Genomic DNA, 13,192 nt, shown 5'->3' with positions numbered 1-13,192 from the left:
AAATACCGTCACAATAAAAAAGGGGGCAGAGCCCCTTTTACAAGACGAGAATTGACGGCGTTCTCAGACGACGTCGAAAAACTTGTCCGGATTGTCCTTGAGCTTCTTAAGGTCGGTGTCCTTGATGGTGATCTTGCCATCCTTGCCGAGGTTGATCACGACGTCGCCGCCCTTGGTTTCCTTGGCGAGCTTGAGGATGTCGCCGACCTTCTTGATTCCAGCCACGCCCTTGGCGATCTGGATCACGTCCTTGCCAAGTTCGAACTTGGTGATCGTGTCGTTGCCGCCCTTCTTGCCGAAGACGAAATCGTCCTTGCCTGCGCCGCCGTTGAGGGTGTCGTTGCCCGAGCCGCCAACGAGGACGTCATTGCCGTCGCCGCCGAACAGCTTGTCATTGCCGGAACCGCCGAACAGCCGGTCATCGCCGCCTTCGCCGGACAGTTGGTCATTGCCGGAGTCGCCGTACAGCTTGTCATCGCCGGCCTTGCCCTTGATGATGTCCTTGCCGCCTTTACCCCAGATCTTGTCGTCTTTGTTGGTGCCGTTCAGCTTGTTGTCTTTGTTGTTACCCTTAAGTGTGGCCATCGTTGCCCCCTTTTCCTGCTTGAGCGCCGTTTACGCAGGCCGAAAGTTGCATAGGTATCCCTAAAATGCAAATGCAAAAATCATAGGATCTTTGAAACTGAAAATTAATGCTTTCCCAATCCGCGCCCCTACTATTTGCGAAGCGTCTACCTGAAGCATAGAAAAGCAAGTAGATTCAGCAATGAACTTGAACACACTGAAGAAGAGACCGGTCAATTGGCGCACTGTTGTGCGTCTGCAACAACAGCCAATTTTTCTTATGCACCGCACAAAACCGAGCGTGGCTCATTCCCGGAAACGGCGTCTCGCCCCGAGCTTTGACACCCGGCCAACACGAGGCGAAGGCGTAAGGCGACGTCTCGCAAAGTTTCCGAATTCCGGAAAGACGCGGGCAGACGCCGCCTTTCGACGGGCCTGCCCGGCTGCTCTCAGGCTAAAATTCGTCAAAACGTCGCAGTGATCGGATCGGGACCGATTCGCGCCGCCGGCGAATCCAGATCGAGGAGTTTCGCCACGTCCGAATCATCGAGGACAAAATCGAAGACCTGAATGTTTTCAGCGATTCGGCTCGGCGTGACGGATTTAGGGATAACGATCAGCCCGGACTGGATGTGCCAGCGGATGATTACCTGGGCGGCGCTGCGGCCGTGCTTTTCGGCGATCGCGGCGATGACGGGATGATCCAGCAGTGCGCCCTGGCCGAGCGGGCTCCAGGATTCGGTCGCGACGCCGAGTGAGGCGTGTTTTTCGCGCAACGCCTTCTGCTGGAAATCCGGATGCAACTCGATCTGGTTGAGCACGGGGTGACGCCGGTTTCGGCGATGATGCGGTCGAGATGTTCGGCTGCGAAATTGGAAACGCCGATCGAGCGCGCCCGGCCCTCTTCCTTCAGGCGCGCCAGCGCCCTCCAGGCCTCGACATATTGACCGCGATGCGGCGACGGCCAGTGGATCAGATAGAGATCGACATAATCGGTCTTCAGCCGCTTCAGGCTTTCGTCGAAGGCGCGGAGCGCGCTGTCATAGCCCTGCCGGTCGTTCCAGAGCTTGGTGGTGAGGAAGAGCTCGCTGCGCGGCAGACCGGATTGGCGTATGCCGTCGCCGACGCCCTGTTCGTTTTCATAGATCGCCGCGGTATCGACATGACGATAGCCGGCCTCGATGGCGGTGCGCACCGCGTCCGCCGCGCCGTCGTTCGGCGTCTGCCAGACGCCGAGCCCGATCTGCGGGATCTTCGCGCCGTCATTCAATGTCATAAGGGGATTGTGCGTCATCTCGTTCTCCTTGCCTCATGCGCCGGACCTGTCCGCCGCCGGGAAAGCGGATCTCGGCGGCGCGAGCGCGCCCGCCTTGCCGCGCGTCACGATATAGGCTTTATTTCCGGCAAACCAACCAGTGGCAGCGACAAACGATCGACCCATGACCGAGGTTCCCGCTGAAACATCGCCGCTCGCTCGTGCGGGTCGCCCGGAAAAGCGCCTGATTCTTCTGCGCCACGCGAAATCCGCTTGGCCCGATGGCGTCGAGGATAGCGCCAGACCCCTGGCCGATCGCGGCCGCCGGGCCGCGCCCCTGATCGGCGCCTATCTCGCCAAGCGTCGATTGGCGCCGGACCGCATCCTCGTCTCTCCGGCGCGGCGCACGGAGGACACCTGGTCGCTGGTGCGAAAACTGCTGCCGGGCGTTGCGGGCGCACGGACCGACGAGAGGATCTATGAAGCGAGCGCGGACACGTTGTTGGCGGTGATCCGTGAGACGGATGCTTCCATCCGGAGCCTGATGATCATCGGCCATAATCCCGGGCTCGAAGATCTCGCCCGTCGTCTCATGGCGTCGCGCGAGGGCGAGCATGCCGAACGCCTGGCGGAGAAATATCCGACCGCGGGGTTGGCGGTGTTCGATTTCGACGGCGCGGACTGGTCGGCGATCCAGCCGGGCAAGGGCCGCCTCAAGGCTTTCGTGACGCCGAAATCCCTGGCGAAGAAAAGCTGACCGCTCGACCCCGGTCAAAGCACGCGCAACACCGTCTCCGGTCCGATCAGCTGCAGAAGCCGCTCCATGTCGCGCCTGTCGATCGCCACGCAGCCTTCGGTGGGCGTGTAGCCGGGACGAGCGAGATGAAAAAGATCGCGGAGCCCGCGCCCTGCTTCCGCTCGCTCATATTCCAGTCGAGCACGAGGCAGATGTCATAGAGACTGTCGTCGCGCGTCAGCGCCTCATGGCTCTTGCCGAAAGGGATCCGGACCGGGCGGTTGTAATTGGCGTCCCCCGGCGCATCGCACCACAGCATCCAGCGCCGGATGGGGATGAGCTTCAGCAGGGAGCGCGGAGGGGCGCCATGATCGCGACGATAGAAGCCGTAGAGGATCCGCATCGCGGCGATCGGCGTCGCGCCATCGCCTTCGCGCTTGCGGCTCGACCGACCCGAGCGGCCGAGCGCGGCGCGAAAGGTCAGAGAGCCCGCCTGGACGATGGCGCGCCGCCGATCGCCGGGAGCGGGACGCACGATGATCTCGGGGAGCGGTTTTGCTGGCATCATCGCCTCCGGACGCTATTTTCAGAGAATTGTGTTGCAGGTGATGTTTTTTCAGAAGCTAGGAAGGGGTGGAATCGCCCTGGCCTTGCCCTCGCTGCGTATTCTGACATACCAATCGATTGACTCGTTGCAAATGAGAGAACGACGCCATGAACGCCCGCAATCTTCTTCTCGTGGATGACGACCAGGACCTGCGCGAAGCGCTCGTCGAACAATTGTCGCTCTACGAGGAATTCCGCGTCGTCGAAGAAGCAAGCGCGACCAAGGGCATCCAGACAGCCCGTTCCGAACAGATAGACCTCCTGATCATGGATGTCGGCCTGCCCGACATGGATGGCCGCGAGGCGGTGAAGCTGCTGCGCAAGAACGGCTTCAAGAGCCCGATCATCATGCTGACCGGTCACGACACCGACGCCGACACGATCCTGGGACTGGAAGCCGGCGCCAACGACTATGTCACCAAGCCCTTCCGCTTCGCCGTATTGCTCGCCCGCATCCGCGCCCAGCTGAGACAGTACGAACAGAGCGAGGACGCGACTTTCAATGTCGGCCCCTACCTGTTCAAGCCGGCGCAGAAGCTGCTGACCGACCAGGACGGCAAGAAGATCCGGCTGACGGAGAAGGAAGCGGCGATCATTCGCTATCTCTTCCGCGCCGGGCAGAAATCGGTCAGCCGCGACGAATTGCTGGAAGAGGTCTGGGGCTACAATTCCGGCGTCACCACCCATACGCTGGAAACGCATGTCTACCGCCTGCGCCAGAAGATCGAGCGTGACCCCTCCAACGCCGAAATTCTCGTGACCGAGAACGGCGGCTACAAGATCATTCCGTAAGGCAGGACAGGCTTTGGCGCTCAAGGACGATATCGCGCTGTTTCAGCGTCTCTCGATCTTCCGGGATCTGAGCGAGGACCATCTGCGCCTTCTGGCCTTCGGCGCCGAGCGCCGCCGCATAGAGCCGGGCCGCATCCTGTTTCGCCAGGGCGAGGCCGCCGACGGCGCCTATGTGGTGACGGCGGGGCGTATCGACCTCGTGCGCTATTCGCCCTCGCGCGGCGAGCACAAGACCGGCGAAGCCGGACCCGGCTCGATGCTGACCGAAATCGCCATGGTCGCCGAGGTCGAGCGGCAGTTCTCCGCCGTCGCGGCCGAAGCCAGCGAAGTGATCCGTATCTCCCGGGCGCTGTTTCACCGCATGCTGGAAGAATATCCGGAGGTGGCGGTATCGCTGCAGCAACGCCTGCGCGAGAACTTCACGAAGCTCGCCGCCGATCTGGAGGCCCTGTCGTCGAGGCTCACGTGACGGCGCGCGGCGCCCACGGCAACAAGAGCGCCGAGCCCTACCGGGTCGGCTTTCTGTTGCTGCCGGGTTACGCTCTGATGTCCTTCGCCTCGGCGGTGGAACCGCTGCGCGCCGCCAATCTCTTAGCCGGCAAAATATTGTTCGAGTTGCGCTTTTTCGGCGCGGAAACCGACATGGCGGAATCCTCCGTGGGCGTGCTTGCCCCGGTCGAGCCGCTGCCGCGCGAGGCGAGTGAACTCGACATGCTTCTCGTGGTGGCCGGCGGCGATCCGGCCCGTTATCTCGCCAATGCGCAGCTGACGGCGTTCTTCAGACGGATGGCCCGGTCGGGTCTGGCGCTGGGCGGCATTTCAGGCGGCCCGCTTCTGCTCGCGGCGGCGGGCCTCTTGGCCGGACGTCGTTTCACCGTGCATTGGGAGTATGCCGCCGCGTTGATCGAGCGCTGGCCCAACCTGGTGCCGGAGCGGGTGCGCTTCGTGATCGATCGCGACCGGATCACCTGCGGCGGCGGCGTCGCCCCGCTCGACCTCATGCATTCGCTGATCGAGGATCGACACGGTCCGGATTTTGCGCGGGCGGTCAGCGACTGGTTCCTGCATCGGCATGTCGATCCGCCCACCAGCCCGCAACGGTCGTCGGTGACGGCGCGCTACGGCATACGCCATGCGGGGCTGATCGCCGTGCTCGAGCGAATGGAAACCTCGATTGAAGAGCCGGCGAGCCGGGCGGAGTTCGCAGCGCTCGCCGGCGTATCCGAACGCCATCTCGACCGGCTGTTCGCCGCCCATCTCAACGCCAGCTTTCAGCAAGAATATCTGCGCATCCGACTGGAGCACGGCCGGTCGCTGCTCCGGCAAAGCCCCATGAAGATCTCCGAGATCGCGCTGGCCTGCGGCTTTTCCGGCGCCTCGCAATTCTCGCGCGCCTTCCGAAGGCTCTATGGCGAGAGCCCGAGCAACATGCGAAAATAACCAAAACCTCTTTCCTGTGGCGGCGTATTCCTGTTAAGATTTTTCCCATCAGGAAATTCGGAAAGCGCAGAGAATGACGACAGTCGAAGCTGGCCATGACGGCCTGCCGTTCCAAAACCCGCATGCCGTGCGCGAGGATGCGCGGGAAAACAATCTGGAGCGGGCCATCGGCCATGAAGTCCGCACACTGCGCAAGAAGCTCGGCATCACCGGCTCGGATCTCGCCAGCGCCACCGGGATCTCGCTCGGCATGCTCTCCAAGATCGAGAACGGCAACACGTCGCCGTCGCTGACCACGCTGCAATCCCTGGCTCAAGCGCTGGGCGTTCCGGTCACCGCATTCTTCCGGCGCTTCGAGGAAAGTCGCAATGCGATGTTCGTCAAGGCGGGCGAAGGCGTGGAGTTGGAGCGACGCGGAACGCGCGCCGGCCACCAGTACAATCTGCTCGGCCATATCGGCAACAACACGTCCGGCGTCGTGGTCGAGCCCTATCTGATCACGCTCACCACCGATTCCGACGTCTTCCCGACCTTTCAGCATGAGGGGCTCGAATTTCTCTATATGCTTGAAGGCGAAGTCCACTACCGCCACGGCGACAAACTCTATCCGATGACTCCCGGCGACAGCCTGTTTTTCGACGCCGATGCGCCACATGGACCCGAGGTTCTCGTGAAACTGCCGGCGCGTTATCTGTCAATCATCTCCTACCCGGAAAAAGCGCGCGGACGCCGGTAAAATATCTTTCATAACAGTTGAACTAATTTCATGTGGGTGATATTTGTCCAGGCGTAGGAACTGGAGAATAAACCCATGTGCGGCATTGTTGGCCTCTTCATCAAAGACAAAAGCCTGGAGCCCGAACTCGGCGCGCTGCTCTCGGACATGCTGATCACCATGACCGATCGCGGCCCCGATTCGGCCGGCATCGCGATCTATGGCGGCGCGGAAGGCGGCAAGGCGAAAATCACGGTGCAATCGGCATCGCCGGAGACGGATTTCGCGGGCCTCGACGCCGATCTCGCCAAAGCTGGCGTCGGCGCTTCCGTCGAACGCAAGAGCACGCATGCAGTTATCGAGGTGGATCAGGCCGACTTGCCGCGCATGCGCGAGATTCTCGCCGAGATCCGTCCGGACATCCGGCTGATGGGGTCGGGCGAAAGCGTCGAGATCTACAAGGAAGTCGGCCTGCCCAAGGATGTCGTCGCCCGCTTCGGCGTCCGCGCCATGAAGGGCACGCATGGCATCGGCCATACCCGCATGGCGACCGAAAGCGCGGTGACCACGCTCGGCGCCCATCCCTTCTCGACCGGGCCGGACCAGTGCCTGGTGCATAACGGCTCGCTCTCGAACCACAACAATCTCCGCCGCGAACTGATCCGCGAAGGCATGCGTTTCGAAACACAGAACGATTCCGAAGTCGCCGCCGCCTATCTCACCGCCGAAATGGCCAAGGGCAAGGATCTCGGCGAGGCGCTGACCGGCGCGCTCGACGATCTCGACGGCTTCTTCACTTTCGTGGTCGGCACCAAGTCCGGCTTCGGCGTGGTGCGCGATCCCATCGCCTGCAAGCCCGCCGTGATGGCCGAGACCGACCGGTATGTCGCCTTCGGCTCGGAATACCGCGCGCTCGTCAATCTGCCGGGCATCGAGAACGCCCGCGTCTGGGAGCCCGAGCCGGCCACCGTCTATTTCTGGGATCACGACAAGGCGGCCTGAGCCCGTCCGCGCTTCAAGACAGGAAAGTTAGAAATCCATGCCAGTATTCGATCTGTCGCAAACGCCGCTGCGCGATCTCAACAAGGCGCTGCACGGCCTCGCCGCCGGCGCCAACGACACCAATTTCGAAGTGATCAATCCGCGCGGCCACCACGCCGTCGCCGTCGGCATCGACAGCCCCGTCACCGTCGAGGTCAAGGGCTCGGTCGGCTATTACTGCGCCGGCATGAATGACGGCGGGACCGTCACCGTGCATGGCTCGGCCGGCCCCGGCGTCGCCGAAAACATGATGAGCGGCGCGGTCGTCATCGAAGGCGACGCCAGCCAGTATGCCGGAGCCACCGGCCGCGGCGGCCTGCTCGTCATCAAGGGCAACGCCGCCTCGCGCTGCGGCATCTCGATGAAGGGCATCGACATCGTCGTCCACGGCTCCATCGGCCATATGTCGGCCTTCATGGGCCAGTCGGGTCATCTCGTGGTCTGCGGCGACGCCGGCGAAGCGCTCGGCGATTCGCTCTATGAAGCCAAGCTGTTCGTGCGCGGCTCGGTCAAAAGCCTCGGCGCCGACTGCATCGAAAAGGAGATGCGGCCCGAACATCTCGAAAAGCTCGCCGAGCTTCTCGAAAAGGGCGGCGTCACCGGCGTCAAGCCCGAAGAGTTCAAGCGCTACGGCTCGGCGCGCAAACTCTACAATTTCAACATCGACAATGCCGACGCTTACTGAGGCAAGGGGAAATCATGTCCTATCACAATCCCTATACCCCGCCCCGCAAATCCGCGACCTTCGACGACTACACGCTCGCGGAAATCCGTCGCGCCGCAGCGACCGGCATTTATGACATCCGTGGCGCCGGCGCCAAACGCAAGGTTCCGCATTTCGACGACCTCTTGTTTCTCGGCGCCTCGATCTCGCGCTATCCGCTCGAAGGCTATCGCGAGAAATGCGACACGTCCGTGGTGCTGGGAACCCGCTTCGCCAAGAAGCCGATCCATCTGAAAACGCCGATCACCATCGCCGGCATGAGCTTCGGCGCGCTCTCGGGCAACGCCAAGGAAGCGCTGGGGCGCGGCGCGACCATCGCCGGCACCTCGACGACGACGGGCGACGGCGGCATGACCGACGAAGAGCGCGGCCATTCCGAAAAGCTCGTCTACCAGTATCTGCCGTCGCGTTACGGCATGAACCCACGGGATCTGCGCCGCGCCGACGCCATCGAAGTGGTGGTCGGCCAGGGCGCCAAACCCGGCGGCGGCGGCATGCTGCTCGGACAGAAGATCTCCGACCGCGTCGCCAATATGCGCAACCTGCCCAAGGGCATCGACCAGCGCTCGGCCTGCCGCCATCCCGACTGGACCGGTCCCGACGATCTCGAGATCAAGATCCTCGAACTGCGCGAAATCACCGATTGGGAAAAGCCGATCTATGTGAAAGTCGGCGGCGCGCGTCCCTATTACGACACCGCGCTGGCGGTGAAGGCCGGGGCTGACGTCGTGGTGCTCGACGGCATGCAGGGCGGCACGGCCGCCACTCAGGACGTGTTCATCGAGAATGTCGGCATGCCGACGCTCGCCTGCATCCGTCCGGCCGTGCAGGCGCTGCAGGATCTCGGCATGCATCGCAAGGTGCAGCTGGTGATTTCGGGCGGCATCCGGTCGGGCGCCGATGTCGCCAAAGCCTTGGCGCTGGGCGCCGATGCAGTGGCCATCGGCACCGCGGCGCTGGTCGCGATCGGCGACAACGACCCGAAATGGGAAGAGGAATACAGACAACTCGGCTCCACCGCAGGCGCCTATGACGACTGGCATGAAGGCAAGGACCCGGCCGGCATCACCACGCAGGATCCGGAACTCGCCGCTCGTCTCGACCCTGTCGCGGCCGGCCGGCGTCTCGCCAACTATCTGAAAGTGATGACGCTGGAAGCCCAGACCATCGCGCGGGCCTGTGGCAAGAACAAGCTGCACAATCTCGAGCCCGAAGATCTCTGCGCGCTGACGATGGAAGCCGCCGCCATGGCGCAGGTGCCGCTGGCCGGCACCAGCTGGTATCCGGGCAAGGGAGGCTTCTGACATGGCGAGCTACACCGCCACGATCCTCTGGGAGCGCGCGGAAGGCGAGGTGTTTTCGGACAGTCGCTTCAGCCGCGGCCATTCCTGGGCGTTCGACGGCGGCGTGGTTCTGAGGGCCTCGTCATCGCCGCATGTCGTGCCGCGCTATTCCGACCCGTCGGGGGTCGATCCGGAGGAGGCCTTCGTCGCCAGCCTCTCGTCCTGCCACATGATGACCTTCCTCTACCTCGCGGCAAAGCGGGGACTGGTGGTCAACAGTTACGAAGATCAGGCCGAAGGCGTCATGGAAAAGAACGCCTCGGGCCGTTTCTGGGTCAGCCGGGTGACGCTCCGGCCCCGCATCGCTTGGGAGGGCGATGCGCCGGAAAAGTCCGTCATCGATGATCTCCACCATCTCGCGCATGAGGAGTGCTTCATCGCCAATTCGGTTCGCACCGAGATCCGCTGCGAACCCGCCGTCTGAGCGAGAGCCCGGAAACAAACGCCGACAGCGCGTCCGGGCTTTGCGAATGTCACATGTTCAGGGGCCGTAGAGCCCCGCCATCGAGGGGAATTGAAATGACACTGGATCTTGAAAGCTGGGCCAAGGAGCGCGGCGTCAAATATTTCATGGTCAGCTATACCGACCTGTTCGGCGCCCAGCGCGCCAAGCTGGTCCCGACTGCCGCCATCAAGGGCATGCAGGAGGAAGGCGCGGGCTTTGCCGGTTTCGCCACCTGGCTCGACATGACGCCCGCCCATCCCGATCTCTTCGCCAAGCCAGATCCGTCCTCGGTCATCCAACTGCCATGGAAGACGGACGTCGCCTGGGTCGCCGCCGACTGCATCATGGAGGACGAACTGGTCGAACAGGCGCCGCGCGTGGTGCTGAAGAAGCGCATCGCCGAGGCGGCCGAGAAAGGCCTGCGCGTCAAGACCGGCGTCGAGGCCGAATTCTTCCTGATCACACCCGACGGTTCGACCATTTCGGACGCCGCCGACACGGCCGAAAAGCCCTGCTACGATCAACAGGCGCTGCTGCGCCGCTATGACGTGATCGCCGAAATCTGCGATTACATGCTGGAGCTCGGCTGGAAGCCGTACCAGAACGACCATGAGGACGCCAATGGCCAGTTCGAGATGAACTGGGAATATGACGATGCGCTGCAGACCGCCGACAAGCATTCCTTTTTCAAGTTCATGGTCAAGTCGGTGGCGGAAAAGCATGGCCTTCGCGCCACTTTCATGCCCAAGCCGTTCAAGGGCCTGACTGGAAACGGCTGCCATTGCCATATCTCGGTCTGGGATCTCGACGGCAAAGTCAACGCCTTCGCCGACAAGGCCATGCCCTTCGGTCTGTCGCAAAGGGGGCAAGACCTTCCTCGGCGGCATCATGAAGCACGCCTCGGCGCTCGCCGCCATCACCAATCCGACCGTCAATTCCTACAAGCGCATCAACGCGCCGCGCACCATATCCGGCGCGACCTGGGCGCCCAACACGGTGACCTGGACCGGCAACAACCGCACCCATATGGTGCGCGTGCCCGGCCCCGGCCGGTTTGAGCTTCGGCTGCCCGACGGCGCGGTCAACCCCTATCTCCTGCAGGCGATCATCATCGCCGCCGGGCTGAGCGGGCTCGCGAGCGACGCCGATCCCGGTCCGCATCACGACATCGACATGTACAGGGACGGCCACAAGATCACCGATGCGCCGCGCCTGCCGCTCAATCTGCTCGACGCGCTGCGCGAATATGACCGGGACGAAGGCCTGAAAGCCGCCATGGGCGAGGCCTTCTCCTCGGCCTATCTCAAGCTCAAGCATCAGGAGTGGAACAGCTACTGCTCCCAGTTCACCGAATGGGAAAGGGCGACCACGCTCGATATTTGACGGGCGGCATCAAGGAGCTGTCGCAAACAGCAAATAGCGACACGGGAAATGCCCTATGCTGCCTCCGAACCGACGCGCCCGCCAAACACCGGCGGAAGGCGTCCGGACCGGGGGCGGCCTTGTCATAGACGCCAGGGGAAGTTAATGCGGGCCTCGCCGGCCCGCCGGGTGGAATTTTGTCAAACAGGCGTTCGAAAGGCCTCACATGAAGAACTATGTCCTGACCGTATCCTGTGTTTCGACCAGAGGCATCGTTGCGGCCATCACCGGCTTTCTGGCCGACAAGGGCTGCTACATCGTCGACTCCTCGCAGTTCGACGATCTCGACACCGGCATGTTCTTCATGCGGCTGACCTTCACCAGCCAAGAAGGCGTGGCGATCGAGGAAATCGTCGAAGGCTTCGAGCCGGTGAAGAAGAAATTCGCCATGGTGTCGGAATTCCATGACGGCGACGCCAAGATGAAGGTGCTGTTGATGGTGTCGCGCTTCGGCCACTGCCTGAACGACCTGCTCTATCGCTGGAAGATCGGCGCGCTGCCGATCGAGATCGTCGGCGTGGTGTCCAACCACTTCGAATACCAGAAAGTCGTCGTCAACCACGACATTCCCTTCCATCACGTCAACGTCACCAAGGCCAACAAGCCGCAGGCCGAGGCGCGCCTGATGGAAATCGTCGAACAGTCCGGCGCCGAACTGATCGTGCTCGCCCGCTATATGCAGGTGCTGTCGGACGATATCTGCAAGAAGATGTCCGGCCGGATCATCAACATCCACCACTCCTTCCTGCCGAGCTTCAAGGGCGCCAACCCGTACAAGCAGGCCTTCGAGCGCGGCGTCAAGCTGATCGGCGCGACGGCCCATTACGTGACCGCCGACCTCGACGAAGGTCCGATCATCGAGCAGGACGTCGCCCGCATCACCCATGCGCAGTCGGCCTCCGACTATGTGTCGATCGGCCGCGACGTGGAAAGCCAGGTTCTGGCCCGCGCGATCCACGCCCATATCCACCACCGCGTGTTCCTGAACGGCAACCGGACCATCGTCTTCCCGGCGAGCCCGGGCTCCTACGCCTCCGAGCGCATGGGTTGACGCCCAGCGGCCAGCGCCTAATCATCCGGCCGCAGACGGACACCGTCTGCGGCCGATTGTTTGAGTATAGACGGCTGCGGCCGCCATGTGGAAAATACGAATTCCAGCACAATGCGACAAGTAACTGTTCCTTGCGAAGGAAAAGTGTGATTTTCTCAATTCGATTGTCTATTAGAAATCTTTAAAGCAGAACGAATCCGCATGGAGCAAGTCTTGCGATTCACAGAGATCATGCATTTTCTGGTAACCACGTCCGAAGTCCCCTCTTCGGAGAGATTATCAGCAGAAATCGAACGTATTCTAGGCGTTTACGGGTTCAAATATTACTGCGTCTTTCATCAGCCGAAGCCGATTGAAAACGCCGCCGAACTGATCGTCGCCGCAAATTGGCCGCCCGAATGGGTGAAACGATACGTCGCCAAGAAATATATCGTCATGGATCCGACGATCCGTTTCCTGCTGCGCGCCAACCGCAGCTTTTCCTGGCGCGACGCCGTGGAAGCCTATCGAGACAATCCGCATTACCGCCGGATGAAGGCCATGATGGCCGACGGCAAGGCGCATGGCCTGACATCGGGATACATCTTCCCAGTCTTCTCGCGCGCCGGGCTGATCGGCGCGACCACGATCGGCGGCCCCGAGGACGTCGAACTGTCTCCCGCCGAAGTGGCGCTGTTGGAGACCGCCTTCCGCAACGCCTATATCCGCTATCTGGAATTCATGGGAGAGGCGCCTGCGACGGCGGTCCAGCCGACGGCGGAGATCACCATGACGCATCGCGAGATCCAGACGCTCAACAATCTCGCCGAAGGCAGAACCTCGCCCGAGATCGGCGCCATCCTCAACGTATCGTCCAACACGGTCGACTGGTATGTCGCAAGCCTGCAGGCCAAGCTCAAGGCGCGCAACAGAAACCATGCCGTGGCGCTGGCGTTCAGGCAGGGGCTGATCACCTGAATCGATTTAAATTGTTTCTGATCGATGAAACAATTCAAATTGAAATTCCGTGTGCGACGCGCTAGCGTCTGTTCGCGCACGCAATAATTTTCTGCCGTTCC

Annotated in this window: 12 protein-coding genes and 3 pseudogenes; 12 read left to right on the top strand and 3 right to left on the bottom strand. The window is 62.1% G+C overall.

Going from position 1 to position 13,192, the window contains the following annotated elements; genetic code table 11:
• Positions 1 to 63 precede the first annotated feature (63 nt).
• Both H2O14_RS28495 and H2O14_RS14100 read right to left on the bottom strand, forming a co-directional pair.
• Positions 64 to 585: a calcium-binding protein gene (locus tag H2O14_RS28495; RefSeq protein WP_182828153.1), complete on the bottom strand. Its 522-nt coding sequence runs from the start codon at positions 583 to 585 to the stop codon at positions 64 to 66.
• A 443-nt stretch (positions 586 to 1,028) separates the two neighbouring features.
• A pseudogene (locus H2O14_RS14100) lies at positions 1,029 to 1,858 on the bottom strand (aldo/keto reductase).
• Positions 1,859 to 2,003: 145 nt separating this feature from the next.
• On the opposite strand from H2O14_RS14100, the gene H2O14_RS14095 reads away from it, so the two are divergent.
• Entirely contained in the window at positions 2,004 to 2,576 is a 573-nt protein-coding gene (locus H2O14_RS14095) for a SixA phosphatase family protein (RefSeq protein ID WP_182828152.1), read from the top strand.
• Positions 2,577 to 2,590: 14 nt separating this feature from the next.
• Here H2O14_RS14095 and H2O14_RS14090 read toward each other — a convergent pair.
• Positions 2,591 to 3,120 (bottom strand): annotated as a pseudogene (locus tag H2O14_RS14090) (L,D-transpeptidase).
• 149 nt (positions 3,121 to 3,269) lie between these two features.
• On the opposite strand from H2O14_RS14090, the gene H2O14_RS14085 reads away from it, so the two are divergent.
• From H2O14_RS14085 to H2O14_RS14035, 11 genes and pseudogenes are all read left to right on the top strand, one after another.
• Entirely contained in the window at positions 3,270 to 3,953 is a 684-nt protein-coding gene (locus tag H2O14_RS14085) for a response regulator transcription factor (protein ID WP_182828151.1), read from the top strand.
• 13 nt (positions 3,954 to 3,966) lie between these two features.
• Complete coding sequence (locus H2O14_RS14080) at positions 3,967 to 4,422, top strand: cyclic nucleotide-binding domain-containing protein (protein ID WP_182828150.1); 456 nt, start codon at positions 3,967 to 3,969, stop codon at positions 4,420 to 4,422.
• 77 nt (positions 4,423 to 4,499) lie between these two features.
• Positions 4,500 to 5,393, top strand: coding sequence for a GlxA family transcriptional regulator (locus H2O14_RS14075; protein ID WP_182829380.1), 894 nt, complete (start codon positions 4,500 to 4,502; stop codon positions 5,391 to 5,393).
• 73 nt (positions 5,394 to 5,466) lie between these two features.
• On the top strand, positions 5,467 to 6,129 hold the full coding sequence (locus H2O14_RS14070) for an XRE family transcriptional regulator (protein ID WP_182828149.1): 663 nt from the start codon (positions 5,467 to 5,469) through the stop codon (positions 6,127 to 6,129).
• A gap of 75 nt (positions 6,130 to 6,204) precedes the next feature.
• Positions 6,205 to 7,110: a class II glutamine amidotransferase gene (locus tag H2O14_RS14065; protein ID WP_182828148.1), complete on the top strand. Its 906-nt coding sequence runs from the start codon at positions 6,205 to 6,207 to the stop codon at positions 7,108 to 7,110.
• Between the two features lie 37 nt (positions 7,111 to 7,147).
• Positions 7,148 to 7,834: a GXGXG domain-containing protein gene (locus H2O14_RS14060; RefSeq protein ID WP_182828147.1), complete on the top strand. Its 687-nt coding sequence runs from the start codon at positions 7,148 to 7,150 to the stop codon at positions 7,832 to 7,834.
• 14 nt (positions 7,835 to 7,848) lie between these two features.
• Positions 7,849 to 9,177, top strand: a complete 1,329-nt coding sequence (locus H2O14_RS14055) for an FMN-binding glutamate synthase family protein (RefSeq protein ID WP_182828146.1) — start codon at positions 7,849 to 7,851, stop codon at positions 9,175 to 9,177.
• Between the two features lies 1 nt (position 9,178).
• Positions 9,179 to 9,640 carry an OsmC family protein gene (locus H2O14_RS14050; RefSeq protein WP_182828145.1) on the top strand — a complete coding sequence of 154 codons (462 nt, stop codon included), beginning with the start codon at positions 9,179 to 9,181 and terminating at the stop codon, positions 9,638 to 9,640.
• Positions 9,641 to 9,735: 95 nt separating this feature from the next.
• Positions 9,736 to 11,044: pseudogene (gene glnT, locus H2O14_RS14045) on the top strand (type III glutamate--ammonia ligase).
• A gap of 205 nt (positions 11,045 to 11,249) precedes the next feature.
• Positions 11,250 to 12,134 (top strand): formyltetrahydrofolate deformylase, encoded by an 885-nt coding sequence (gene purU, locus H2O14_RS14040; protein ID WP_182828144.1) that lies wholly within the window; start codon positions 11,250 to 11,252, stop codon positions 12,132 to 12,134.
• Positions 12,135 to 12,347: 213 nt separating this feature from the next.
• Positions 12,348 to 13,091 carry a LuxR family transcriptional regulator gene (locus H2O14_RS14035; protein ID WP_182828143.1) on the top strand — a complete coding sequence of 248 codons (744 nt, stop codon included), beginning with the start codon at positions 12,348 to 12,350 and terminating at the stop codon, positions 13,089 to 13,091.
• Positions 13,092 to 13,192 lie beyond the last annotated feature (101 nt).

This window comes from Rhizobium sp. G21 (genome assembly GCF_014158035.1).
Lineage (GTDB): Bacteria > Pseudomonadota > Alphaproteobacteria > Rhizobiales > Rhizobiaceae > Rhizobium_E.
Note: the sequence above shows the minus strand (reverse complement) of the source record. Positions and strands in the feature narration are given on the sequence as shown.

Excerpts from the sequence above, each read along its gene's own strand:
- purU (WP_182828144.1), top strand. The coding sequence starts at position 11,250 with ATGAAGAACTATGTCCTGACCGTATCCTGTGTTTCGACCAGAGGCATC.
- H2O14_RS14060 (WP_182828147.1), top strand. The coding sequence starts at position 7,148 with ATGCCAGTATTCGATCTGTCGCAAACGCCGCTGCGCGATCTCAACAAG.
- H2O14_RS14055 (WP_182828146.1), top strand. The coding sequence starts at position 7,849 with ATGTCCTATCACAATCCCTATACCCCGCCCCGCAAATCCGCGACCTTC.
- H2O14_RS28495 (WP_182828153.1), bottom strand. The coding sequence starts at position 585 with ATGGCCACACTTAAGGGTAACAACAAAGACAACAAGCTGAACGGCACC.
- H2O14_RS14095 (WP_182828152.1), top strand. The coding sequence starts at position 2,004 with ATGACCGAGGTTCCCGCTGAAACATCGCCGCTCGCTCGTGCGGGTCGC.
- H2O14_RS14085 (WP_182828151.1), top strand. The coding sequence starts at position 3,270 with ATGAACGCCCGCAATCTTCTTCTCGTGGATGACGACCAGGACCTGCGC.
- H2O14_RS14075 (WP_182829380.1), top strand. The coding sequence starts at position 4,500 with ATGTCCTTCGCCTCGGCGGTGGAACCGCTGCGCGCCGCCAATCTCTTA.
- H2O14_RS14070 (WP_182828149.1), top strand. The coding sequence starts at position 5,467 with ATGACGACAGTCGAAGCTGGCCATGACGGCCTGCCGTTCCAAAACCCG.
- H2O14_RS14065 (WP_182828148.1), top strand. The coding sequence starts at position 6,205 with ATGTGCGGCATTGTTGGCCTCTTCATCAAAGACAAAAGCCTGGAGCCC.
- H2O14_RS14050 (WP_182828145.1), top strand. The coding sequence starts at position 9,179 with ATGGCGAGCTACACCGCCACGATCCTCTGGGAGCGCGCGGAAGGCGAG.